17 protein-coding genes and 1 tRNA gene are annotated in these 23,974 nt (G+C 66.3%); 3 read left to right on the top strand and 15 right to left on the bottom strand.

The genetic code is table 11. The annotated features are described in order from the left end of the window. Positions 1-60 precede the first annotated feature (60 nt). The 5 genes from GA615_RS12545 to GA615_RS12525 form a co-directional block, all read right to left on the bottom strand. Positions 61-405, bottom strand: a complete 345-nt coding sequence (locus GA615_RS12545) for a cupin domain-containing protein (RefSeq protein ID WP_152051649.1) — start codon at positions 403-405, stop codon at positions 61-63. 298 nt (positions 406-703) lie between these two features. Then, a complete protein-coding gene (locus tag GA615_RS12540; RefSeq protein ID WP_152051648.1) occupies positions 704-1,795 on the bottom strand; it encodes a calcium/sodium antiporter in 1,092 nt (363 codons plus the stop codon). A gap of 267 nt (positions 1,796-2,062) precedes the next feature. Next, positions 2,063-4,048, bottom strand: a complete 1,986-nt coding sequence (locus GA615_RS27435; RefSeq protein WP_161602308.1) for a CehA/McbA family metallohydrolase — start codon at positions 4,046-4,048, stop codon at positions 2,063-2,065. A gap of 190 nt (positions 4,049-4,238) precedes the next feature. After that, a complete protein-coding gene (locus GA615_RS12530) occupies positions 4,239-5,543 on the bottom strand; it encodes a DUF1552 domain-containing protein (protein ID WP_152051647.1) in 1,305 nt (434 codons plus the stop codon). A gap of 106 nt (positions 5,544-5,649) precedes the next feature. Further along, positions 5,650-9,888 (bottom strand): DUF1592 domain-containing protein, encoded by a 4,239-nt coding sequence (locus GA615_RS12525; protein WP_152051646.1) that lies wholly within the window; start codon positions 9,886-9,888, stop codon positions 5,650-5,652. A gap of 316 nt (positions 9,889-10,204) precedes the next feature. On the opposite strand from GA615_RS12525, the gene GA615_RS12520 reads away from it, so the two are divergent. Both GA615_RS12520 and GA615_RS12515 read left to right on the top strand, forming a co-directional pair. After that, complete coding sequence (locus GA615_RS12520; protein ID WP_152051645.1) at positions 10,205-11,674, top strand: sulfatase family protein; 1,470 nt, start codon at positions 10,205-10,207, stop codon at positions 11,672-11,674. 307 nt (positions 11,675-11,981) lie between these two features. Continuing rightward, a complete protein-coding gene (locus GA615_RS12515; protein WP_152051644.1) occupies positions 11,982-12,665 on the top strand; it encodes a DUF6629 family protein in 684 nt (227 codons plus the stop codon). 91 nt (positions 12,666-12,756) lie between these two features. On the opposite strand, the gene GA615_RS12510 is transcribed toward GA615_RS12515, so the two are convergent. Continuing rightward, positions 12,757-12,831, bottom strand: a tRNA-Pro gene (locus GA615_RS12510). A 187-nt stretch (positions 12,832-13,018) separates the two neighbouring features. Between GA615_RS12510 and pyrF the strand changes: the two genes are divergently transcribed. Next, on the top strand, positions 13,019-13,957 hold the full coding sequence (gene pyrF, locus GA615_RS12505) for an orotidine-5'-phosphate decarboxylase (protein WP_235905378.1): 939 nt from the start codon (positions 13,019-13,021) through the stop codon (positions 13,955-13,957). Between the two features lie 73 nt (positions 13,958-14,030). Here the strand turns inward: pyrF and GA615_RS12500 are convergent, their stop codons facing one another. The 9 genes from GA615_RS12500 to GA615_RS12460 all read right to left on the bottom strand — a co-directional run bounded on the left by GA615_RS12500 (position 14,031) and on the right by GA615_RS12460 (position 23,851). After that, on the bottom strand, positions 14,031-14,291 hold the full coding sequence (locus GA615_RS12500) for a hypothetical protein (RefSeq protein ID WP_152051643.1): 261 nt from the start codon (positions 14,289-14,291) through the stop codon (positions 14,031-14,033). A gap of 18 nt (positions 14,292-14,309) precedes the next feature. Then, on the bottom strand, positions 14,310-15,389 hold the full coding sequence (locus tag GA615_RS12495; protein WP_152051642.1) for a DUF420 domain-containing protein: 1,080 nt from the start codon (positions 15,387-15,389) through the stop codon (positions 14,310-14,312). Between the two features lie 169 nt (positions 15,390-15,558). Further along, entirely contained in the window at positions 15,559-15,939 is a 381-nt protein-coding gene (locus tag GA615_RS12490) for a cytochrome C oxidase subunit IV family protein (RefSeq protein ID WP_152051641.1), read from the bottom strand. 74 nt (positions 15,940-16,013) lie between these two features. Continuing rightward, positions 16,014-16,994, bottom strand: a complete 981-nt coding sequence (locus GA615_RS12485) for a cytochrome c oxidase subunit 3 (RefSeq protein WP_152051640.1) — start codon at positions 16,992-16,994, stop codon at positions 16,014-16,016. An 86-nt stretch (positions 16,995-17,080) separates the two neighbouring features. Then, positions 17,081-18,043, bottom strand: coding sequence for a heme o synthase (gene cyoE / locus GA615_RS12480; protein WP_152051639.1), 963 nt, complete (start codon positions 18,041-18,043; stop codon positions 17,081-17,083). Further along, entirely contained in the window at positions 18,040-19,188 is a 1,149-nt protein-coding gene (locus GA615_RS12475) for a COX15/CtaA family protein (RefSeq protein ID WP_152051638.1), read from the bottom strand. Before GA615_RS12475 ends, cyoE begins: the two co-directional genes overlap by 4 nt. Positions 19,189-19,309: 121 nt before the next feature. Further along, a complete protein-coding gene (locus GA615_RS12470; RefSeq protein WP_152051637.1) occupies positions 19,310-21,214 on the bottom strand; it encodes a cytochrome c oxidase subunit I in 1,905 nt (634 codons plus the stop codon). Between the two features lie 7 nt (positions 21,215-21,221). Beyond that, complete coding sequence (coxB, locus tag GA615_RS28160) at positions 21,222-22,427, bottom strand: cytochrome c oxidase subunit II (RefSeq protein ID WP_235905376.1); 1,206 nt, start codon at positions 22,425-22,427, stop codon at positions 21,222-21,224. A gap of 125 nt (positions 22,428-22,552) precedes the next feature. Continuing rightward, the gene (locus tag GA615_RS12460) at positions 22,553-23,851 is read right to left on the bottom strand and encodes a c-type cytochrome (RefSeq protein WP_161602307.1); all 1,299 of its coding nucleotides are present in this window, start codon (positions 23,849-23,851) and stop codon (positions 22,553-22,555) included. Positions 23,852-23,974 lie beyond the last annotated feature (123 nt).

The following is a 23,974-nucleotide window of genomic DNA, read 5'->3' as shown; positions in this document are numbered from 1 at the left end:
GGGGTACGCTCGGCTGGCGATTGCGGGAGACACATCGAGGGGCCGGGAGGGGTGACGAGTTTACGAACCGGCGGGAGGGGCCGATGCTCCCTTGAGCAGCAGGAGGAGCATGACCGTGGGGGTATTGGCCCGGATGGCGTGAGTGAGGCCGGCGGGCATGTGGGCGAACGTGCCGGCGCGGGCGTCGAGCGTTTCGGAACCGAGGGTCAGGGCCGCCTCTCCGGAGATGAACTGGAGGATGGCGGGCGTCGAGGCGGTGTGCTCGGAAAGTTCCTGCCCCGCGGCGAACGTAAAGAGAACGGCCTTGCTCCGATCATCCTGATGGATGGTGCGGCTCAGAATGCCGTCTTCGAGCGGCATGGATTCCTGGTTCAGATCGGCGAAGAAGGTGTATGGGGGGCTCATCGGGATCATCCTTTTTGCGTGCGCGAGTTCGGGGCGGATGGCAATCGCAACGGGATGATGCCATTGTGACCGGCCGGGTGGTTGCCGTCAAAAGGTTCCCATGTTTTGGCCGGAATCCAGGAGTCGAGATCGGCGACGGCGTTCCTATGATGCGTGGGGGGATGGTTTGATTGGGTATTACGTTGGGAGCGAGGGAAGGATTTCCCATGTGCATGTTGCGGTTGGTTTTGGCGGCGTCTGAATCACCCGGCCATCGGCCGCGGACTCCCCATCTGACGCAGGAGAGGGGGAGGGTTGGTTACGTGGCGGGGGCGGCGCGGCCTCGCCACTCGCGGACGGCGACGACGGCAAGGGTGATGACCGTCAGGGGGATGATGAAGCCTCCCATTACGAGCCGGAACGGCGTGAGCCAGTCGGGTTCGGTCGCGGCGAAGATGAGGTGTGCCGTATAGGCGACGTAGTATGCGAGGAAGAGCCCCCCTTCCCAGCGAGCGATTCGGTGACCGCTGACGAAGATGGGAAGGCAGGCGACCGCTACGGCCACCATGACGGGCAAGTCGAACCAAAGCGCAGCGGAGGGAACGGTGACGCCTTCGGGGGAGATGGCCGCTGAGAGTCCCAGGACACAGAGGATGTTGAACAGGCTGCTGCCGATGACGTTGCCGACGGCGATGTCGCGCTCGCCCCGGATGCTGGCGATGACCGAGGTGGCGACCTCGGGCAATGAGGTGCCGGCGGCGACGATCGTGAGGCCGATGATCAACTCGCCGACCCCCAGCACGCGGGCGAAGGTGACGGCCGACTCGACCAGCCACCGCGACCCGATGACCAGCAGGGCCAGGCCGACGACCATCAGCACCACCTGAAGCACGAGCTGACCGGCCTTCGACCGGCCTTCGCTCGACCCGAATTCCCTGGCGAACTCCTGCTCGACCTGGAGTCCTTCCTTGCGGCTTTGGCGGACGAGCCAGGCGGTATAGATGAGAATCAGGGCGAACAGACCCATGCCGTCGATGCGGCCGATGAGCCCGTCGAGCCCCAGGCCGAACAACAGGAAGGACGCGCCGATGAGCAAGGGGACGTCGAGCCGGATCAGTTGCACGGCGACGACCAGCGGGGTGATGAGGGCGGAAAGGCCGAGGATGAACAGGACGTTGAAGATGTTGCTGCCCACCACATTGCCGAGCGCCAGGTCGGCCTGGCCCGCGTAACCGGCCTGGAGCGAGACGGCCAGCTCGGGAGCGCTGGTGCCGAAGGCGACGACCGTCAGGCCGATGACGAGAGGGGAGATCCGCAAGGCCGCCGCCAGGGACGAGGCCCCCCGGACGAACACCTCGGCCCCGGCGACCAGGGCGACGAGGCCGGCGACGAACCACAGAGCGGTTTGCATGGAGAACGTCCTTGGCGGGGGATGTCGGGGGGCGCGTGCGGGGAATCCTCATCCCTGCGGACGAGCATGGGGGAGCGTGCAGGAGCGAATCGAATACGCGTATTCGCATGCATCAGCATGCCATTCCGAAACGAGGTTCCGGAACGATCGTACGGAGTGTGCCCCGGAAGCGGAAGAGGTTCCCCGGAACCGATCGAGGAGGCCGGAATCGAGCGGGGCACGGGGACTCGTGGTCGTCGCGATTTGTCGCGAGGGAGGAACGGAAGGTCAGGGAGCGGTGGATCGAAAGAGGGCGTCGGCGCCCGGATTCGAGCCGCCGACGAGGGTGCGGGAATGCTCGTCGAAGGTCGCGGTCATGCGCCAGAAGGTTCGCTCGGGGAACCACCAGTGATCCCCCTCGAAGGGGAGGTGAATGGCGTCGAGCGGCATCTCCTCGCCGTGGCCGTGGTGAACCAGGCGGGTGCCGGGGCCATCGAGGTGGGCGACGGAGGTGGCCCGGCTGGCGCCGGTCGGGCCGTCGAAGCGAAGCTCGTCGGAGTGGAGGGTTCGACCGCTGGCGGTGGTGGCTCGCAGGGCGTACCAGCCGGGCTCGTCGATGGGCCAGTCGGCCTGGAGATGGAGCGGGGTGTCGGGGGAGGGAGCCCAGACGGCGCCGGGGCCATATTCGCCTCGGAGGCCGGTGACGGGGACTGCTCCTTCGTGGCGAAGGTTGCCCATCGCGGGGGTGACGCGGTGGACGACCTCGCCATCGCGGAGCAGTTCGACGGCGCGGAGCGGATCGCCGAGCGAGGAGGTGACGATCAGGTGAGCGAAGAACTGCCGGCGAAGCTCGATGAATCGGGTGGCGTTGCTGATCTGGAGGATCATGGCCGAGGCGGGAACGGTGGCCGGGTCGGGCCTCGGGCCGACGAAAACGGGGCTGGTTATGGCCCAGTGACCTCGCTCGTCCTCGGCTCGGAGGGCGAACCAGTCGGGAGCGTCGGAGGAGCCCTCAACGGTGGTGGTCAGGACGACGCGGTCGCGGGGACCGGCAGTGTCGAGCAATTCGACCGGAACCCCGCGGCGGAGCAACTGGACCGATCGGAGGGGATGGAGGCTGTGGATCTCGGCCCGGACCTGGCGAGCGGCCGCGCCGTGGGGCAAAGGGTCGCCAGGGCTTCGACCGTCGATCGTCAGGTAGGGGAAGACCGGGCCGCCGTTGGTGGCAAAGGTGCGGCCGTTGCGGATGGCCGAGACGAGCGCCGGAGAGGAGGGCTCGGCCGCCTGAACGTAGACGCGGCGATCACCGGGGGAAGGGGTTCGGACCCGCCCGAGGGCCGCGTCGGTCGAGGCGCTGGCGGCGACGCGATTGCCGAGGTTCAGCCCGGTAGCCCAGAGCAGCTCGGTGGCCTGGCCGTCGAGGTCGAGGGCGTCGGCGGTTCGACCGAGGACGGCGTCGGAGAGGAATTCGGCGGCACCCATCCAGTGCAATTGATGAGGAGGAGTCAACGGGTGGGTGTGGATGACCGCCCCGCCCCGGTGGTGGGCGGCATCAACGATGGCCTGAACCGGCAAGGGTTGATTGCCGAATTGTGTGAGCAGGTCGGCGGGCAACGGCTCGTGGATGCCGAGCGTGTTCAGGTGGCCGACGAAGGGGCCGGGGCGAAGCTCAGGGGCGAAACTGAGGCGGAAGTCCGGGGTGGAGAGCTGATCGAGGTTGGAGTAATCGACATTCGAACCGGCTTCGGTGACGAAGCTCAGGCCGTTGGCGCGGGCCTGGAGGGCGGTGTAGGCCAGGTTGGTGCGGACGGCAGCCGAGGCATCGTGCTGGGCGTGGACATGATGATCGCCGCCGTACCAGCCGAGCGATTCGGGGGAGAACCAGCGATGCAATCGGGCGCGAAAGACCGTCCGAGTGCCCGGTCGGGGGTCGAGTTGTGTTTCCAGCGGTTGAAAATTCGGTCCGCTGCGGAGGGTGATGGCGAGCGGGCCGGGAGGAACCTCGATGGTGAAAGAACCCTCGGCGAACGATCGGCCATCGGCATAGGTGCCTCGGCCCGATGCGTCGGGATGGCTGCCGTCGGCGGCGGTCAGGATGACCCGAACGGGCAACGGAAGAGGCTGGTCAGGCGTGGCGCGGTCGTCTTCGACAACGACCGTGAGGACGGGCGCGGCGTTGGGATCGTCGAGGGGTTGAATCTCGACCTGGAAGGTGGATTCGGTCCCGAGGCCGGTCAGGGTGATCAGGGTCAGTGCGAAGACGTGTGAGAACATGATGGGGCTCGGATCGTCTGAGCGAGGAGGGCCAGGCGGATTGCGGGCGTCGAGCGGTTGCCGGAACAGGATTGCCGAACGGTGGAGCAACGGCCCCCCTCAGCCGGACGACGGCCCCCCCTCTCTGCCCCCCTGCGCGACCGCAAGGGGGGGGCAGAGGGATGTCGAGGAGAGGGGGAGGATGGGACGATCAGACCTCGGCGAGGGGCTCGTTGGAGTCGCCGAAGGCGTCGAGGGGAACGCCGGCCTTGTCGAGGAGGCTGAGGAAAAGGCTGCACATCTTGCGGTTCGGAGAGTCGAGGTAGTCGAGCACGCGACCGCCCTGGAGCCGACCGCCGGCGCCGCCGAGGGTGATGACGGGGAGCTGGTTCGCCTCGTGGTTGCCGGTGAGCATGCTGGAGCAGAAGACGAGCATCGAATTGTCGAGCGCGGTGCGTTCGCCTTCCTGAATGGCGTCGAGGCGTCGGGCGAGGTAGGCGATCTGCTCGACGAAGAAGCGGTTGACCTTCAGCCAGTCGGCGCTGTCGGTGTGGGAGAGGAGATGGTGGATCATGTAATCGACACCAAGGTTCGGGAACCGGAGCGAGCTGTGGTCGTTGTTGAGCTTCAACGAGCAGACGCGGGTGGTGTCGGTCTGGAAGGCGAGGACGAGGATGTCGGTCATCAGGCGCATGTGTTCGCCGATGTCCTGGGGGATGCCGTCGGGGGGGCGGGGAATGTCGGGGGCATCGAGCGAGGGACGCCAGCCTTGCAGCTCGCCGCGTTGGCCGGCGTGGGCGATCCGGGTTTCGACCTCGCGGACCGAGTCGAGGTATTCGTCGAACTTCCGGCGATCGGAAAGGCTGATGGAGCGGCGGAGGTCGCCAGCGTCGGCCAGAACGGAATCAAGCACGCTCTTGTCGCCGGCGCGGGGCTCGTCCTTGAACAGGCGGTCGAAGGCGAGGGCGGGGTAGAGTTCGAGCGGGGTCGGGGTGGTGGGAGAGCTCCACGAGATGTGGGAGCTGTAGAGCATCGAATAGTTCTTGTGAACCGATGGGTTTGACTTCTCGCAGCCGAGGACGAGGCTGGGAACCTTCGTCCGGGAGCCGACATGCTGGGCAAGGACCTGATCGAAGCTGGTGCCCGATCGGATCTCGCCGCCCGAGGCGAGCGGAGCGCCCGACAGTAGGTTGCCGGTCTGCGAGCTATGGATGTTCCCCTTCAGGGCCTCGGCATTGTAGAGCCCCCGAATGAACAGAAGGGACTCGCGGAAGTCGGTGAGGGGTTCGAGGACGGCCCCTAGCTCCATATCGCGCCCCTGCCCCCGGGCCCACCACTCCTTGCTGTGGAAACCGTTGCCGGCGAACAGGACCGCCAGGCGAACGGGAGGCCCTTCGGTGGCAACGGCCTGGGGCACGTCGTCGGCCCAGGCCGGGACCGACTCCAGCCAGGGCAAGGCCATGCTGACGCCGACGCCTCGGAGGAAGTTGCGTCGGGAGTGCAAGGGAAGGCTCATCGGTCGTCTCCTGGGGCGGAAGAATAGGGGACGTCGTCGGATGGTGGAATTGAATGGGAGAAGGTCGCCCGATTCGGACGATCCCGATTCGGACAATCGCGTGAATTTATTCTTGAGAAGCGGTGGATGCGAGCCCTCGTCCACGGATCTGGCGGAACTGGGGGCTGCGGACGATGGTTTCGAGGGCGGCCGAGAGGCGATCGTCGTGGTCCTGAAGCTGGCGCTGCATCTCGTCGAGCAGGGGTTCGTCGGAGAGCAGAACGCCGCGGCCGAGGGCGTAGCCGAGCAGTTTGCGGCAAAACTGGCGGGTGAAGTCGTCGCGGCGAGCGGTCAAAAGGTACTGGCGCAAGCCGTCGAGGCCGTCGATGGCGGTCTGATCGGGCAGGACGGTGCGGGTGTCGACGGGACGATCGGCCAGGTCGAACTGGCGGGCCCGGCCGATGGCGTCGAAGCCTTCGAGGGCGAAGCCGAAGGGGTCGATGCGAGCATGACAGCCGGAGCATCGGGGGTCCTGGGTGTGCCGCTCGACCAGTTCCCGGACGGTCAGGCCGTCGGTGTCGGCCTCGTCGTCGGGGAGGTCGGGAACATCGCTCGGGGGATTGGGTAAGGGCTCGCCGAGGAGGACCTCGGAGACCCAGATCCCCCGGAGGATGGGGCTGGTGCGCGACGCGCCCGACTGCTTGGCCAGGGTGGAGCCAAGGCCGAGGATGCCGCCGCGATCGAAGCGCCGGATGCCGTCAACCCGTCGCCAATCGGGGCCATCGATGCCGTCGATGCCGTAGTGCTGGGCCAGCTCGTCGTTGAGGAAGGTGTAATCGGCGTCGAGGATCGTCGAGACGGGGCGGTCGTTGCGGAACAGGTCGGTGAAGAAGCGGATCGTTTCCTCGTACAGGGCTGGCCGAAGCGCGGCGAAGGTGGGGAAGTGCCGCTCGCTTTTCTCGTCGAGGGAGGGGAGGTCGTAGACCTGGAGCCACTGGCAGGCGAACTCCTCGGCCAGGCGGCGAACGCGGTCGTCGTCGAGCATTCGACGGGTCTCGGCGGCGAGAACGTCGGGATCGGTCAGTTCTCCGGCGGCGGCTCGGGAGCGCAGCGTCTCGTCGGGGACCGAGGACCAGAGGAAGTAGCTCAGGCGGCTCGCCAGTTCCCAGTCGGACAGCGGAGCCGGACCCTCGACCGGCGGGGCCGTCTCGATCCGGTAGAGGAAGCTCGGCGCAACGAGGACGCGGGCGAGGGTGAGGCGGAAGGCGTCGTCGTGCGAGAGCGATTCCTCGCGGAGCGATTCGTAGAGGCGGATCAATTCCTGGCGATCAGCGTCGTCGAGCGGGCGACGGTAGGCCAGGGCGGCGAAGTCGAGCAGCGCATCGAGATGGCGAGGCTCGGCCGTAATGAGGGCCGCGCGGAAGGCCTCGGCCTGGGCTTCGATGGGCTTGCGGAGCGGTTCAAAGAGGCTCGGATCGCCGTCCTGAGAGGCGTATTCGAGGAGCTGCTGGAAGGCATCGACGGTGACGAAGGCGTCGTGGCTGATGAAGCGCAGCTCGTCCCAGAGCCGATCCAGCTCGGCGGCCTGTGCGTCGTCGAGCAGGAGCCGACGGAGATGGTGATCTTCCCGGTAGTGGAGCATCAGTGTGATGACTTCATCGACCGGGACGATCTGCGAGTAGCACAGGGCCGGGGGGAACAGGTTGCGGAAGGCGTCGAGATCGCTTGCAAGCCGATCGCGGGCCGGGCTGCCTTCGGCGGTGACGATGGGTCGGTCGGGCTTCGGCCCGGCGGGGAGATCAAGCGGCCCGAGGGTGGCGAGGAACTGGACGCTGGCCTCTGTGCCGGCGGCGGAGAGAAGACGCCCCTCGGCGACGAATTCGGAGCCGGCGACCAGTTCGGCGGGGAGTCGGAGGGTGATCGAGGACGGGGCTCGAACGCCGAGGCTCAGGGGGTCGATCGGCTGGCCGTCGGGATCGAGGCCGAAGCGGTCGGGATCGAGGCCAACCTCGGGGGCGTCGGCCGCGTCGGCGACGGCGGGAAGGTGGGTCGGACCATCTTCCTGGAGACCGAGCCGGGACAGGAGCGGGCCTCGGAGCGAGGTGAGCTGGCGATAGAGGGCGGTGTCGGGCGCATCGGCGGCCTCGGGAGGGCCGTCGTCGAGCAAGGTCTGGATCTGATGGGCGATCTGGCGGGCCGTGTCGAGGTCGGGGGCGTCTTGCCACTGGGCGAGCAAGGAACCGACGGGGATCGTCGCATCGGACGAGGCGCCCGAATCGGGTTCGGTGAAGAAGTGCCAGACCGCGGCGTGGCCGAGGCGGTCGGCGTGGGGGTTGCCGGCGTCGAGATCGGGAGAGACGTCGGCGGCCAGATCCCAGGAGGATGCGCCGGAGGTGATGGTCAGATCAACGGCGGTGAGGTCGCAGGAATGGTTGCCGTCTCGTGCGCCGATGCTGAGGATGACGAGGTCGCCGGGCTGGACCGGAAGTTGGTCGAAGGTGCCGATGGGGACGGAAGCGGTTCCCTGGGCGGTGCCGTTGGCGAGTCGTCGGCGCGTGCCGGGGCGTCGGAGTTCGAGTTGCCAGGAGACGCCGTTGCCGCATTCGGGGTGGGCGTGCTGAACGGCTCCGGAAATCGAGATCGACCCGGCGATCGGACTGCGCCATCCGGCGGCGACCCGGAGTTCCGGAGACGGATGGACCGCGACACTGTGGGGGCGAAGATTTCCCGGAATGCGGACGTGTTGATCGGAGGAGTTGGCCACCGCGTTGGGCAGGTCGGGGGCTCCCCAGCCGCGGACGAAGTCGTAGCCGCCGCCGTTTCGGATCGGAGTGGCGAGCAGCGCTTCGGCCGGAATCTCCGGCGGGCCGACGCCGATGCCGAGGTACGCGAACCAGGGGTCGAGGACGTGCCGGGGGAGGCCTCGGTCGGCGGCGAGGGTGTCGAGGTCGGCGGGATGGGGGGCGCGCGTCGCTTCGAAGGCGGCGTCGAGACAGGCGAAGGCGTGGGAGAGGGCTTCGTCTCGACCGACCTGGAGTCGCCGGGCGACGGCGCGGAGGTCGCGGAGCGGCAGATCGGGGCGGCCGGGGGTGACGATCCGGGGGCGTTCCCAGACGGCGAGGTCGTCGGTCGAGCCGTCGCCCGCGTCGGTAAGGGCAAGCGTGAGGAGAATCTCATCCCCCTCGATGGCGGAGGCTTCGGGCAGCGCAAGGCGGATCTCGTGGCGATCGACGAGAGGAGATACCGGCTCCATCCAGGCGGTCGGGCCGCCGACCTTGCCGAGATGCCCGACGCTGTTGAACCGCCAGAGGCTGTTTTGCCAGGGAGCGATCAGAACGGTCAGGCGCTCGGCATCGCCGGGACGGGCCGATCGCCAGGCATCGCGGAGCGGATCGAACAGGGGTGAGGGGGAGTCGGGTGCGTGGTCGAGGGTGTCGAGCAGCAGGCGGAGGTAGCGGGGGCTGAGGCCGCGATCGGCCGCGACGGACTCGATCGAGCGGTCGCCGTTGCGGAGGGCGTCGCGGTGTTCAAGCAGGGCCTCGAAATAGCGTTCGAGCGGCAGCCGCCCCCCTTCGTTCGTGGCAAAGACAATGCCTTGAAGATTGACGGGAGTGCCGCCACTGTCGGCGGTGAATCGGGAGTAGAAGGTTTTGATCCGGGCAACGGCCTCGTCGGTCCAGTCGCGCCGGGAGGTGCCGGAGGAGAAGCGGAAGCCATCGGGCAGCAGAACGGCATGCTCGGTGATCTGCTTGGCGGCCTCCAGGTACTTTTCCAGGAGCGAGGGGGACATGACCATCGCGGCCCCGGCGTTGGTGAAGCCTTCGCCGGCGGCGCTGTCGGTGGGGAATTCTCGGGTGGGGTCGAGGTGGTCGAGGCCGGTCAGGTCGCGGATGGTGTGGGTGTACTGGGCGTTTGAGAGGCGACGGAGGACGACCGGGCCGGGGTCGCCGGCACTGGCCTGGGCCTCGGCGCGGAGCAGGCGGTCGATCCAGTCGCGGAGGCGGTCGCGGTCGGCCGGGGGAATCGGTTCGGCACCGGGGGGAGGCATCTCACCGAGGTCGAGCATTCGGGCGACCTTTTGCCAGACCGGGACGGCGGCGCGGAGGTCGTCGATTCCGTCGAAGCGTTCGAGGGCGATGTCGGCCTCGGCGATGGCCGAGTCGTGGCAATCGAGGCAGAACGACTGGATGACAGGGGCGGCGACCCGGTCGAAGTCGGCGGCGAGGGTGTCGAAGACGGGAGGATCGTCCTCGGCGGCAGACTCGGCGTCTGCGTCAGCCTGAAGCCGATTGGCGGTCATCCCGGCGAGTGCAAGGACCAGACCCAGCATTGCCCATCCGACCCAGCCTACGTTCCGTCCAGGCACAGCGGCGCCTCCTGTTCGACCGAGGCCCCTGCCGAATCGGCTCGATCAATCAGCCGGCAGGGAGGTTCGTTTCGGTCGTGGGCTTGTTTGACAATCGCTTGAGACTCGGTGAACCTTGAATCGTAACGGGCGGGGCGCCCAGGGTCCAGGCGTGTCTTGATGCGTGTCGGGTCGAGGTCGGCGAGGGGAGGAGGAGCGAATCGGGGCAGAACGGTTGTGCGGACGATCGGGGACGCGATACCTTCGGGCGGTGGTTTGCGCTCCATCAACCAGATGCAACGACCCGGTTGGGGAATGGCCGGTTCGAGAATCGGGGATGAGAATGATGAGCTTCGGGGGCTGGACGCGGTCGTGTGCCGGATTCGTGCTGGGGCTGGTCGTGAGTGTCGCGGGGAGCGAGGGCTTACGGGCAACCGAGGTTCGGCCGCCGAACGTGGTGGTCGTTTCGGTCGATAATCTCGGATATGGAGATATTGGGCCGTTCGGATCGAAGGTGCATCGGACCCCTCATCTCGACCGGATGGCCGCCGAGGGGATGAAATTGACCCACTTTTATGTGACCTCGGGGGTTTGCACTCCTAGCCGGGCGAGCTTGATGACCGGATGCTACCCGAGGCGGGTGTCGATGCACGAGGATCACGAGGGAGGGCGGGTGCTGAGGCCGCGATCCGTGACCGGCCTGCATCCGGATGAGGTGACGATGGCCGAGGTCTTGCGCGAGGCGGGTTACGCGACCGGAATCTTCGGCAAGTGGCATCTGGGGGACCAGCCCGAGTTCTTACCGACCCGGCAAGGGTTCGACACGTTTTTCGGCATCCCCTACAGCGATGACATGGTGCATACGCTTCCGGTTGCGAAGGAACGTGGATGGCCCCCCCTGCCCTTGCTCAGGGATGAGGAGGTGATCGAGGCCCCGGTCGATCGCAACACGCTGGTGAAACGCTGCACCGAGGAGGCGATTGCGTTCATGACGCAGCACCGCGACCGGCCGTTTTTCGTGTACATGCCGCACACGATGCCCGGTTCGACCTCGGCCCCGTTTGCGAGCGAAGCATTTCGAGGCCGATCGGCCAACGGGCCGTACGGCGACGCGGTCGAGGAGCTGGACTGGTCGCTCGGCCAGGTGATCGAGACGCTGCAGGACCTTGGGTTGAATGAGCAAACGCTGGTGATCTGGACCTCGGACAACGGAGCGCCGCGACGCAATCCGCCGCAAGGACGCAACGCCCCGATGGCCGGCTGGGGCTACTCGACGGCCGAGGGAGGGATGCGGGTCCCCTGCCTCGCCCGGTGGCCGGGAACGATTCCGGCGGGATCGACGTGCGAGGAACTCGCCTCGACGCTCGATCTGCTGCCCACCTTCGCGGCCCTGGCCGGGGTCGAGCCTCCCCGGGATCGCCACCTCGATGGGTTCGACATTCGCCCCTTGCTCGTCGGAACGCCCGGGGCTCGATCGCCGACGGTTGCCTTCTTCTACTACGATGGTCCGCAGTTGCAGGCGGTTCGATCGGGGCCGTGGAAGCTGTATCTGCCGCTCGACGAAGGGGCGAGGCGTCCCCATCCCGCCCTGGAGCCGGGCCGCCCTGCTCTGTTTGATGTGGCGATCGACCCGGGTGAAACCCTCGACCGCGCCGACGATCATCCCCAGGTGGTTCGCCAACTCTCGGCGCTGGCCGAAACGGCCCATCAGGATCTCGGTGACACCGACCGGCCGGGAGCGAATCAGCGTCCGGCCGGACAGGTCGATACACCGGTCCCGCTGATCCGAGATCCGGACGTTGACTGACCCGTAAGGGTGATGCTGAGGCGAGCGGTTCGTCGACTGGTCGAATCTTCTGGGAGCGGATTTCCGAATGAGCCTCTTCAACTCGATCGAAGGGCTCGCTATCCTTCAACGGTTGCTTACAATTTGGTTGGGGCGTTCGGTTGCAGCGCGCGAGACGTTTCGTTTCCCGAAACCCAGGGATCGCGCCGACGCTTCTGGGGAAGCCTCCTTTGCAAGGATGACCCGAAGGGCGAAGACCTCCTGACGGAGGGCGTAGCTATTCGCAACGATGCGGCAACATGGCCGCGAGAAGGGATTGTCTGTGTGCATGAGCGCAGAAGCGAGCTTCGGGGCCGCGGCCGTTCTGATGCCGGTCGGGCTTTCTTGCGTGCGAGAAGCGGTTCGCAAGGAACCGGCGAAGCTGGCCCTCGCGGCGATCCCCCTGATCTTCGGGGTTCAGCAAGCGTGTGAGGGGTTTGTGTGGCTCGAACTGAATCGCGGGGCAAGTCGACCGGATTCACCCGCCGCGCTGGCGTATCTGTTCTTCGCGTTCTGGCTCTGGCCCGCATGGATCCCGTTCAGTGTTGCGCTCTTCGAACGGAGAGGGCGGCCGTTCGTCCTGCTCCTGCTGTTGCTGGGGATCGGGGTCGGAGCGGGCCTCTGGCTTCCCCTCATCTTCGAGCCCGAACGGTTGCTCGTCATTGAAGTGATCCGGCATTCGATCCACTACCAGCTCGGGGACCTTCCAATTTTTCGGGTGGTTCCCGAGATGGTGCTTCGTGGAATATACCTGGCAATCATCATCCTCCCGTTCGCCTTCTCCGACCGCCGTCTTCAGGGGTTTGGCGCGGCCGTACTCGCCTCGTCGCTGGTCAGTCAGATCGCCTTCGGCTACGCCTTCTTCTCCATCTGGTGCCTGTTCGCCGCCCTGCTCTCGCTTTACCTGGGCGTCTACTTCGCCCGCCTTCCTCGAAGGACCGTACGGCCTGAGGTCGGACCAACCGCAGGCTGACGGTTTGAGAGATCAGGAGCCCGAACGGAACGGATCGAGGCCCGCATCCCACGGGGGGAAGCGGGCCTCGATGGGTTCGGCTGGTGTTGAGTCGGGGCGAGCCGATTTGAACGGCCGACCTCCTGCACCCCAAGCAGGCGCGCTAACCAGGCTGCGCTACGCCCCGATCCCGAGGGGCCCCACGATGGAGATCGAGGGGAACTCGGCAGAATCGGCATCCGCAAGGCGGGGGCGTGAGAATGACCGGGCTGGTCAAGTGGGGTCACGAACCCTAGGATGCAAGCGATTCGGTGCTCGTATTCTAAAGAGTTCCGGGGCCCTGTCAATGCGGCCTCGGCCGGGGATGAGAGATCGTGACGAACGCTGCGGATCGGTTGATCGCCAAGATGCGCGAGGTGGGCAACGGGGTGGTGGTGGGGATCGACCCGCGACCGAAGCAATTTCCGAGGGAAATCGCTGAGCGGTTCCCGAAGTCGGCCGAGGGGATCGCGCGGAGTTTGCTGGCGTTTGGGGAGGAGATTCTGGGGGTCGTGGCCGGGAAAGTGCCGGCGGTGAAGTTTCAGTCGGCGTTTTATGAGGAGTTCGGGCCGGCGGGGGTGTCGGCCTTGCACGCGAGCGCGGCCGACGCAAAACGGCGGGGGCTGTTCGTGATCATCGACGGCAAGCGGAACGATATCGGCTCGACGGCCGAGGCGTATGCGAGAGGATATCTCGGGCATCCGCCGATTGATGAGCAAAAGGGGCCGGCCTGGCAAGGGGATGCCCTGACGATCAATCCGTATCTGGGGAGCGATGGGGTTACGCCCTTTGCAAAGGTGGCGGGGGAACGAGGGCGCGGCCTGTTCGTGCTGGTGAGGACGAGCAACCCGTCGGCCGGGGAGTTTCAGGACCTGATCGCCGACGGGAAGCCGATTTACCGGCATGTGGCCGATCGGCTGGTCGGTTGGGCTGAGCCGTTGAAGGGGGAGTCGGGGTACAGCGCGATCGGCGCGGTGGTGGGGGCGACCTATCCGGAGCAACTGGCGGAGCTTCGGGAGGCGATGCCGGGCATTTTGTTCCTGATTCCCGGCTACGGGGCTCAGGGCGGGACGGCCGCCGACGTGGCCGCCGGGTGCGATGCGGACGGCCTGGGGGCGATCGTGAATTGCTCGCGGGGGATTATCTTTGCGTATGAGCGTCCCGAGCTGCGCGAGCGGTTCGGAGAGGACTGGCGAGCGGCGATCGGCTTCGCGGTGGAGGAGATGGTCGAGGACCTGGCGGCGAACACGCCGATGGGCAAGCTGAGAGGGTGATCGAAGGCCCTGGGGCCGAGGGAAATCACGCTCGGCTCCAGGGTTCGGTCGATCAAAGGAGTCAGGCAGACCATCAGAGCTGGGGAATACTCCCCTTGCGGGCCAAACGGACGACGGCGACGGTGCCGACGCCGAGCATGGCGAAGGGCATGGCCAGCATGAGGACAATGCTGCGCGAGAAGCCGGTGGCAAAGTCGCCGCGGCTGCCCTCGGATTCCTCGACGGCAAGGCCCGACTTGCAGTTCGGGCAGGCGGAGGCGGAGGAACTGGCCGCGAGCGGGAGGATCAAGGCTGAGGCGAGGAGGCCGAGGCGGAGGATGGACCGAAGGGTCATGGTCGGCTCCCGATCGGTTCAGAGGCCCGCGACCGCCGGGGCGGCCGAGGAGAAGTCCATCTGGTAGAGCATGAGGTAAATGACGACGCCGGTAATCGAGACGTAGACCCAGATCGGGAAGGTGACCTGGGCGATGACGCGGTGGCGGTCGAACCGCTTGCGGAGGGCTCGAACGACTGTGATCAGGATCATCGGCACCATGACGACGGCGAGAATCGTGTGCGAGAGCAGGATGGAGAAATAGGTCGGCCGGGCCGGGCCGACGCCGGCGAACTTCACACTGCCGACCTGGGCATGATACACGAGATAGAAGGCCAGGAAGACTGCCGAGAGGGTCAGGGCGGCCACCTGAGCGATGGTGTGGCCCCGGACGTTGCCCGAGCGGATCAAGATCCAGCCGAGGATGAGCAAGACCGCGCAGGTTCCGTTGAGCGAGGCGTTGACGGCCGGGAGGCCGCGAGCCCATTCGGGAGCCGAGAGGTAAGCGAGGCGTTCACGGAGGCGCTCCATGCCCACTTCGTCGCCAATGTCGAAGACGCCGACGACCCGGTTGCCACGATCGACCAGGGCGAGCTTTGTGCTGTGCAGGATGTCCTCGGCACCGGAGGCGAGGTCGTCCTCGGTGGCCTCGGCGACGCTCTGGAGGAAGCCGCGTTCGACGAATTCGTAGGTGTAATCCTGCGGAGCGGTGAGGAACCACCAGCGGTCGGGATCGGCCCCGTAACGGCGGGCGAAGTCGGTGAGGACTTCCGGGGTATCGTATTCCGGGTCCACCGTGATGCTGACGAGGCGAACGGGGGAATCGCCGGGGAGTTCGGCCTGAAGTTTGGCCATTTCGCCCGAGATCCGGGGGCAGCTCGACGGACATCGGCTGAAGACGAAGGCGGCCACCCAGACGTGGTCGGCCAGGTCGGCGTCGGTGACTTCGCGTCCGGAGCGTTCGGTGAAGGCGAAGGAGCCGAGGGGATTGGACGCCTCGCCGAGATCGTAGCCGGACCGAATCGGCGGGTACGGGTCGGTCAGGACGAAACAGACGAGGGCGGAGGCGGCGACCGTCGCCAGCACAATGCCAATGCCGATGCGGTAGGAGCTGCTCACGTCAGGATGCTCGCGGAGGCGAGCCCAGTGGGTGTTGAGGGCGGTCGTGGGGCGAAACCAAGGAGCAACGCGAGGCCGGCACATGGGGGGGAGGGACGTCCCTTCGCCGCTCCGGGAGTATTGTACGAGGCGCGGCGAGGGCGGGAGGGAGGATCGGTCGGCAGGGCGGTCAGGGTTGCTCGGGACTGGCGGCGATCGGCGCGGCGGGGTTGGGGTCGGGCTCGCCGGGGGGCAAGGCCATGTCGGGGACCAGGCCCAGAACGGTAACGGTGGCCAGGAAGGTCGTCGGGAGGAGGACGAGGTACTTCCAACGTCCTTCGAATAAAAGGTGCATGAAGAACAGGCCGACCAGCCCGGCCTTGACGATGGCAATGACCATGAGGCCGCCGATCAGGAGCCAGGCCGATGCGCCGGCAAGTGCCTTGGCGTAGAAGTACTCGGCCATCGTCAGCACGAGCAAGGCGAGAAAGACGCGCAGGTAGACCTTGACGTGAGAGGTCTGCTCGGTCTGGCTGACGACGATCGTCGAGGGGGTTCCGGTCGGGTCCATGCGGGCCTTTCCTCCGAAATCAAGAATCAAGCACGGTGCGCGGGATCGGCCCGATTGGCCTCGGCGGAATTCCGTCAGATCAGGTAAACGACCGTGAACAGGATGATCCAGACGAGGTCGACGAAGTGCCAGTACAGCCCGGCCAGCTCGACCGGCGCGTGGTTTTGCTGAGTGTAGCCGCCAAAGAGGGAGCGGAGCCAGATGATCGTCAGGGCGATCACGCCTCCGGTGACGTGGGCTCCGTGGAAGCCGGTCATGGTGAAGAAGGCAGATGCAAAAAGGCTGACCGAGGGGCGGAAATGCCCGGTCTCGCTGACGCCGACCGAATACTGGTGGCCGACCATCAACTGGTAATATTCGTAAATCTGAATGCTCAGGAAGGTTGAGCCGATCAGGATGGTCGCCAACAGCCAGAGGGAGAGGCGAACTTTATCGCCACGCTGGATGGCGGCGAGGGCCAGGACCATCGTGACCGAGGAGCAGATGAGGATGAACGTATTGATTGCCGTGAGGTCGATGCTGAGCGGGTTGACCAGAACCTGATACGGCTCGGGCCAGGAGTAGGATTCGAGGTTGTCGATGCGGACCTCGGCCCCGAGGGCCTGGAGGCGTCGGTAAAGGTCGCCGACATCGGCCGGGGAGTAGGGAGAATCGACCAGGACGACGGCGGCCCCGAGGTCGTGGGCGGATTCGACAAGGTGCTCGACCTCCTCGATCGGCGAGCCGGTGGCGTTCTGGATGGTCTCGACGACGGCGGCTTCGTCGGGGCCGGCCTGGACGAGGACGACTCCCTGGGCGTCTTGCCGGTTGGTCAGGTCGGTTTCGGGGGCAAACAGGTTGCTGTACGAGGCGGGAGGGCTGCCCGCGCGGAGGACCACGTACGAGCCGATCAGGCCGGTGAAGAACATGACCTCGGTGGCGAGAAAGAGCCACAGGGCCACCTTGCCGGGGGTAGCGGGCGGCGGGCTGGGGTGCCCCGAATGACCGGCGGAGGGGTGCTCGTGGTCGTGAGGAGCGCCGGTCGGTTCCTCGCCAAAGGGGGGTGTCTCGGCCATCGGTCGTTCCGTTGCGTGAGGAGACCCGGATCGGGCCGGGCACGTCGCGTCTCAAATCGGCCCGGAGCAAGCCAAGTCGGCTCGGCTCAGGCCGGCAGCGGGTTGAGCAGGAGCAGGAGCAGGATTGCGGGCAGGTAGAGGAACGAGGCACCGAGCAGGCGTCGGGCCGTCGCGTCGGACACATGCTGCCAGAACCGCACCGCCCCGGCCAGGTAGTAGAGGCCCAGGAGCAAGGCCCCGACGAAGTAAAACGGCCCGGCCAGGCCGATCGCCACCGGCAGGAGGCCGACCGGCACGAGGACCAGGGCATGCCCGACGGCCTGACGAGCGGTCAGAACGCCGAAGGGATCGACACAGGGGAGCATGCGGTGGCCGCCCCGAGCGTAGTCGTCTCGGTAGATCCAGGCAATGGCCAGGAAGTGCGGGAACTGCCAGAGGAAGACGATAAGGAACAGGGCCCAGGCCTCGATGCTGAGCTGCCCGGTGGCCGCGGCCCAGCCGATGACAGGTGGCAGGGCTCCCGGCACGGCGCCGATGGCCGTATTCAGGGTCGTGACCGGCTTGAGCAGGGTATAGACGAAGGCATAGAGAACGAAGGTCACGCCGGCCACGGCCGCGGCAATTGGGTGCGGCCCGAGGGCGAGGATGACCAGGCCCAGCAGAGTCAGGACCGAACCGAAGAGCGCAGCAGGGTTCAAGCCGATTCGCCCGCTTGGCAACGGGCGGCGAGCGGTGCGGCGCATCCGGGCGTCTCGGGAACGTTCGATGACCTGGTTCCAGACACTGCCGCCGGCGGCGACGAGGGCGGTTCCGAGCAGGGTGGCGGCCAGCCAGAGGGGGGACGAGCCGCCTCGGGCCCCGAGCAGATAGCCGACGGTGACGGTCACAAGGACGAGGAAGACGATTTTCGGCTTTGTCAGGGCGATGTAATCGTCGATTGCTCGGGGGGTGGCCGCGGCCGATACGCCGCGGTCACGCGTCACCTCGACGGGGACGGGACGCGGTCGGGCATCGGAGGCCGGGGGAGCGATCGGCGTGGCCGTGTTCATCGGATCGCGGCCTCCAGGTCGCGCGAAGCGGGAGCGGTCGGGGTCAAGGACGATTCAGAGGTCCGGGCGGATCGAAACTGTCGGGACGCTCGAAGCGCGAGGACAGTCGAGGCGGCGAGCAACAAGGCGCCGTTGGCCTGATGGGCGGTGCGAACAACGGCCTGGCCTCGGGTGACCGGGCGGGGGATGCCGTCGAACGGCCGAAGGACCCACCAGGAGGCGATGCCGAGCGTCACTTGCACAACGACCAGGGCGATCATGGCCCGGGCAGATGGGGCAAGACCAGGATACACGGCCCGACGCTTCAGGACCATCCACGAAATCGCCACCACGGCCAGCAACACGACCACCGCCAGGGTGCTGTGGACTTCCAGGCCAAGACTTCGGTGTCGGAGCAGCGCGCCGGCGACGATTTGAGTATACACGAGGACGGCCACGCCGAAGGTCAGGCCGCGCAGGTGAAGGGTGTCGGGCAACTTCGGTTCGGCCGATCGCCAGCGGCGTCCGGTGATGACGCAGAGGGCAACCATGAGGGCGAAAAAGGCCTGACCGGTGCAACCGTGGACGGCGGCCAGGTCGGTCGAGTTGAGGCGGACCCGATAGCCGCCGAGGGCTCCCTGAAGGATGACGGCCGTTAAGGCGAGCCAGCCGAGGGCGGGCAGCCCCTTGCGCTCGACGGCGGCGTACCAGAGGGACAGCAGCGATCCGGCGATTCCCAGGGCAATGATCACCGCCAGGAACGATTCGGTGCCGGCCAGGCCGATCAGGGCCGCGGCCAGGGCGACCGCCCCAGCGACGGCAACCCCCGCTGCCCGCCAGGTCCGCCAACCGGCGGCGCCGGTGAACCAGAAGGCCAGGATGATGCAGCCGATCCCCGCGAAGGAGCCGAGCAAGCGGTGGGCATGCTCGATGTAGACGCCCCAGGAGGAGGTCCAGAAGTTATACAGGAACATGTTGATGCCGAACGTCGTGGGCCAGTCGGGCACGGCCATGCCGACGCGGTAGGTCGTCACCAAGCCGCCGACGAAGAGCAAGGGCCAGGTCACGGCGGTCGCCAGCAGCGCAACCCAGTAGGGACCGGCCTGGTAAGGGGTCGGCCCGGTGGGGGAAGCCGGAGATCGGGAAGCGTCGTTCGATGGGTCCATGGAAGGAACCTGGTTCGGCTCGGGACGATCCGGGCGGAGAGGATTGGGAGAGGACTCGGACACGGGCCCGGCCTTTGAGGTTTCAAAGGGCCGGGCATGGGCTTGCGAAAGGGAAGCGTTGTCAGGCCATGACCGAGTCGAGCGGCTCGGACTCCGAGGGTCTCGGCTCGGTTTGCGGCAGGTAATCGGCTTCAAACTCGGGCAAGCTGTACTCGTAGGCCGGGTGGTAGACCGTCGGGATACGGGCGAAATTGTAGTGCGGCGGCGGCGAAGCGGTTTGCCATTCCAGGGAGTTGGCGTACCAGGGGTTGGCGGTGGCCTTGCGCCCGGCGATCAGGCTGGCAAAGAAATTGTAGACAAGGATGAGCTGTGCCAAGCCAAGACCGATCGCGCAGATGGTCATGAACTGGTTCATGCCGATGATCGCGTCGTTGTTGAACAGTTCGTAGCCGGTGTAGTCGGCGTAGCGGCGCGGTTGGGCGTGCATGCCGACAATGTGCATTGGGAAGAAGGTGCCGTTGAAGAAGAGGAACGAGAGGACGAAGTGAATCTTACCGAGCGTCTCGTTCATCATGCGGCCGAACATCTTCGGAAACCAGTAAAAGAGTGCCGCAAAGATGCCGAAGGTGCTGCCGCCGAACAGGACGTAGTGGATGTGGGCGACGATGAAATAGGTGTCGTGGATGTGGATGTCGGTCGGGGTGGCGGCCATGAAGATGCCGGACAGGCCGCCGATGACGAACATGGCCACGAAGGCGATGGCGTTGAGCATGGCCGAGGTAAAGTGGATGCTCCCGCCCCACATCGTGCCCAGCCAGTTGAACGTTTTGATGGCCGAGGGCAAGGCGATGAGCATGGTCGAGAGCATGAAGGTGGCCCCGAGGGCCGGATTCATTCCCGACTGGAACATGTGGTGTCCCCAGACGATGAAGCCGAGCAAGGCAATGCCGCCGACGGCGAAGACCATAGGCTTGTAGCCGAACAGCGGCTTACGGCTGAAGGTCGAGATGATGTCGGAGACGATCCCCATGGCCGGGAGGATCATCACGTAAACCGCCGGGTGGCTGTAGAACCAGAACAGGTGTTGCCAGAGCAAGGGGTGGCCACCGCCGACCCGCTCGGGACCGCCGGCGACCGACCAGTCGGGCGGGGTGAAGAAGTTCGTGCCGACCGTACGGTCGAGTAGTTGCATGATGAGGGCCGAGGTCAGGACCGGCAACGCGAACGCCTGGAGCAAGGCGGTGACGAACATGGCCCAGACGGTCATCGGCATGCGAAAGAGGGTCATGCCCGGGGCGCGAAGCATGAGGATCGTCGTGATGTAGTTGATCGATCCCATCAACGACGAAACCCCCGCGAAGAGCAAGGCCATCAGCCAGATGGTTTGCCCATTGAGCGAGCCGGGGGTTGACCAGAAAAAGCTGGCCAGGGGGGGATAGCCGGTCCAGCCGGCCTCGGAGGCCCCGCCGGGCACGGCGAAGGAGTAGAGGATGAGGACGAAGGCCGGCCACATGAACCAGTAGGAAAGCATGTTCAGGGTCGGGAAGGCCATGTCCCGAGCCCCGATCATGAGCGGGATGAGGAAGTTTCCGAAGGCCCCGGTGAGGATGGGGATGATCACGAAGAAGATCATGATCGTCCCGTGCATGGTCACGAGCTTGTTGTAGAACTCCGGGGGCATCATGCCGCCCTGGGAGCTCCAGAGCGCGTCGCTGAGGTGGGGCATGTCGGCCCAGGGCCAGGCCAGTTGCCAGCGAATCGCCAGCGCGAGCAGACCGCCGATGACGAAGAAGATCAGCCCTGAGAAGAGGAACTGGATGCCGATGATCTTGTGGTCGGTCGAGAAGACGTACCGAAAGAGCGGGTTGCGGGGGGCCGGGTGGATGTGCTCGTCGTGCCCCGGCGCGTGGCCGCTGGAGGGGATCAGCCCGGGGGCATGACCGGAGTCGGGGCCGGGCGAGACGGCATCGGCCGACGAGGGAGCCGGCTGGTCGGTCGGTCCGAGATCCTGCGGGTCGGTGCTCATGGGGGGCTCACTCCACTCGGAGGCCGGAGGCGGTGGCGACATCGGCCGAAGCCGGGGAGGCGGTTGGGTCGCTGCTGTCTTGTTCGCGGAGCGACTGGGCCATCCACTCGTCGAATTCGTCCTGGGATTCGTGAACGATGACCTGGGCACGCATCTTGTAGTGTCCCCAGCCGCACAGCTCGGCACAGAGCAGCTCGTAGCGGCCGGCCTTGCGAGCGTCGAAGAGGACGGGAATCGTCATGCCCGGAACGGCGTCTTGCTTGATGCGCAACTGCGGGAGGAAGAAGGAGTGAATCACGTCTTCCGCCTTCAGGTGGATGATCGTCGGTTCGTCCTTGACGAAGTGCAGGTCGTTGATGGTGTGCAGGTCGTCGCTCGTGCCGAAGCGGCCGTCGGGGCCGGGGTAGCGGATCTTCCACTGGAACTGGCGGGCCGTGACTTCGGCCAGGGGGCGAACGTCGGGCCAGGTGCTCTGGAACTTGATGTCGGCCCAGGCTCGAAGTTGATAGAGCGCGATGAAGACGAGGATGGCGGCGGGGATGACCGTCCAGATGATCTCCAGGCGGAGGCTGCCGTGCGAATAATGGGCGCGTCGGCCCGGCTGGGCGCGGAACCGCCAGAGGACGACCACCAGCGCGATGGCGACGCCGATGAAGGTGAGGCCCGTGATCACGAGCAAAAGGATGTACAGGTGATCGATCTGACCGGCCGCGGTGGAGACGGTGGCCCGTAGCGATCCTCCCGGCTCGACGACGGTGGCGAGCGCGTCGCCGGCCATCGCTTCGAAGCGGCCCAGCTCGGAGACGGCCTGATCGATCGCCTCGGCTCCTTCGGGAGCGCCGAGGAGGTTGCGGGCCTCGATGACGGCGGCCCGGGTCTGGGCGGCCTGGCTTTCCAGGGCCCGAGACCGGGTGGTCAGGAAGTTCGCATGGATGGCTTGGTTCAAGCGGGCCGACTGGAGGCTGAGCCAGGCCCGGGTCTGCTCGACCGTTTCGAGCTGTTCGGGAGTGGCCGGGCCGTCGAGATCGCGGAGAGGGACCAGGGAGGCCGCGGCCCTGGGGGCCTGGCTCTGGATCTCCTCCAGGGTCGCGATCGACTGGGCGTTGGTGGCTCGGTAACTGGGGAGCCACCAGTCGTCGTCGAACGGGGCGTAGACGAACGTCGCAACGGCGAGGACCGAGACCAGGGCGAACAGAACGCTCCAGTATCTCACAGGCAAACTCCCGAGGTCGGGGACCGCGAGGGGACCGGGTTCCAGGAGAACAAGGCGGGAGGTCCGGCGACCTCGGCGACTCGGACATGGGGGCGAAGCGAAGGCATGGCAGCGAGGCTCAAGGGTCAGCGGGCCGCGGTCGAGGCGGCTTCAGGGATGGTGTCAGCCCCGAGTTTCTGGACCTGATCGGGTCGGAGCAAGTCGGGTTGCTGGGGCAAGGCGAGGACGAAGTTGACCAGATTCCAGAGGTCGTCCGGATCACTCAACGCCTGAACGTGGCCGGGCATGGCGGTGCCGGTAATGCCGGTGGCGATCCGCCAGTAGAGGTCGATCGGCCGACGCCCCCCCTTGTAAACGCCTCGGTTCAGGTCAGCGGGGCGGAGCGGGTCGCCCCATTCGTCGCTCCAGCGGCGCTGTTGTTCGTCGGCAATTTGCTGAAGGGTTTCAAGAGTCGTTTTGCTGGTGGGGTCGTAATTTTCGATGAAGACGTAGCGATTGAACGTTTCCGGGTCGATCCAGCTTGGGCCGTCTCCGGTTCCCTGGGCCCCGTGGCAGCCGGCACATTCGAGCTTCACATCGCGGGAGACGCCGAGGAAAAGATCACGACCCCGTTCGATGCTCTCCTGCGTGGGAGGGACGCGGGGGGTGATCGGCTCGACCAGATTCAGCCCTTCGAGGGCATCGGTCCAGCGGGCGAAGATTTCGAACTCGGCGATTTCCGCGACGTCTTCTCGGAAGAATTCCAGGCTCTCCTCGTCTTCGAAGTCGCTCTCTTCGTAGAAGGAGGCTTCTTCGAGGACCATCCGTTCGACCTCGCCGCGATAGGTGAGAAAGAGGACATAGTCGATGACCTGCTCCATTTCGGCGTCGGTCATCTGGGCCTTGAAGGCGGGCATGGAGGTGCCGTCGATGCCGTGATGAAGGACGCGGCGCAGATCGTCTCGGGAGGGCTTGTCGCCGTAGTCGGTCGAGGTGAACTTGAACAGGCCGCGGCGGTAGTCACGGGGCCTGGGGTAGAGGAACGCGGCGGTCGGTCCCTGACCGTCTCCGGAGATGCCGTGGCAGTGCAAGCAGTGGCGATGGTAAAGAGCCTGGCCCCCGGCGATCGGCACCGGCGTGTCGGAACCGGCCGGATAGTAGACGACCGGTCGGATGTCCTCGGGATCGTCGCCTTCCTGGACAAGACCCGCGAGGTAGCGTCCGCCTTCGGGAAGGCCGGAACCCCGAGGGACTCGGAGCAAGGCGGGAGACTCGCCGAACATCTCATCAACGATGGACTCGACGGCGTGTCGGGCCTTGGGTTTCTCGGCGAACTCCTCGCCGGAGAGGCGGGGGTCGTGAGTAAACTCGACGGGTTCCGACGCACTACAGCCGGCCAGGGCAATCAGGCCGATGATCCAGAACTTTCGCCACGCGATGGTCACGCGCGATTCCTCCCCGGTGATCCGGCCGGCCATCGTGCAATCCGGTTCCGGGAGGAACCGGGCCCACGGGAGCCGGACCTGTCGTCGCTCTACGCGGTGTTCCGAGCCGTTCATGGAACGGAG

Source organism: Tautonia marina (genome assembly GCF_009177065.1).
Classification (GTDB): domain Bacteria; phylum Planctomycetota; class Planctomycetia; order Isosphaerales; family Isosphaeraceae; genus Tautonia; species Tautonia marina.
The sequence above is the reverse complement of the archived record's forward strand: the minus strand, read 5'-3'. Positions and strand labels throughout refer to the sequence as shown.

Excerpts from the sequence above, each read along its gene's own strand:
- GA615_RS12545 (WP_152051649.1), bottom strand. The coding sequence starts at position 405 with ATGAGCCCCCCATACACCTTCTTCGCCGATCTGAACCAGGAATCCATG.
- GA615_RS12500 (WP_152051643.1), bottom strand. The coding sequence starts at position 14,291 with ATGACCCTTCGGTCCATCCTCCGCCTCGGCCTCCTCGCCTCAGCCTTG.
- GA615_RS12515 (WP_152051644.1), top strand. The coding sequence starts at position 11,982 with ATGAGCGCAGAAGCGAGCTTCGGGGCCGCGGCCGTTCTGATGCCGGTC.
- GA615_RS12470 (WP_152051637.1), bottom strand. The coding sequence starts at position 21,214 with ATGAGCACCGACCCGCAGGATCTCGGACCGACCGACCAGCCGGCTCCC.
- GA615_RS12475 (WP_152051638.1), bottom strand. The coding sequence starts at position 19,188 with ATGGACCCATCGAACGACGCTTCCCGATCTCCGGCTTCCCCCACCGGG.
- GA615_RS12530 (WP_152051647.1), bottom strand. The coding sequence starts at position 5,543 with ATGAGCCTTCCCTTGCACTCCCGACGCAACTTCCTCCGAGGCGTCGGC.
- GA615_RS12540 (WP_152051648.1), bottom strand. The coding sequence starts at position 1,795 with ATGCAAACCGCTCTGTGGTTCGTCGCCGGCCTCGTCGCCCTGGTCGCC.
- GA615_RS12520 (WP_152051645.1), top strand. The coding sequence starts at position 10,205 with ATGAGAATGATGAGCTTCGGGGGCTGGACGCGGTCGTGTGCCGGATTC.
- cyoE (WP_152051639.1), bottom strand. The coding sequence starts at position 18,043 with ATGAACACGGCCACGCCGATCGCTCCCCCGGCCTCCGATGCCCGACCG.
- GA615_RS27435 (WP_161602308.1), bottom strand. The coding sequence starts at position 4,048 with ATGTTCTCACACGTCTTCGCACTGACCCTGATCACCCTGACCGGCCTC.
- GA615_RS12485 (WP_152051640.1), bottom strand. The coding sequence starts at position 16,994 with ATGGCCGAGACACCCCCCTTTGGCGAGGAACCGACCGGCGCTCCTCAC.
- GA615_RS12490 (WP_152051641.1), bottom strand. The coding sequence starts at position 15,939 with ATGGACCCGACCGGAACCCCCTCGACGATCGTCGTCAGCCAGACCGAG.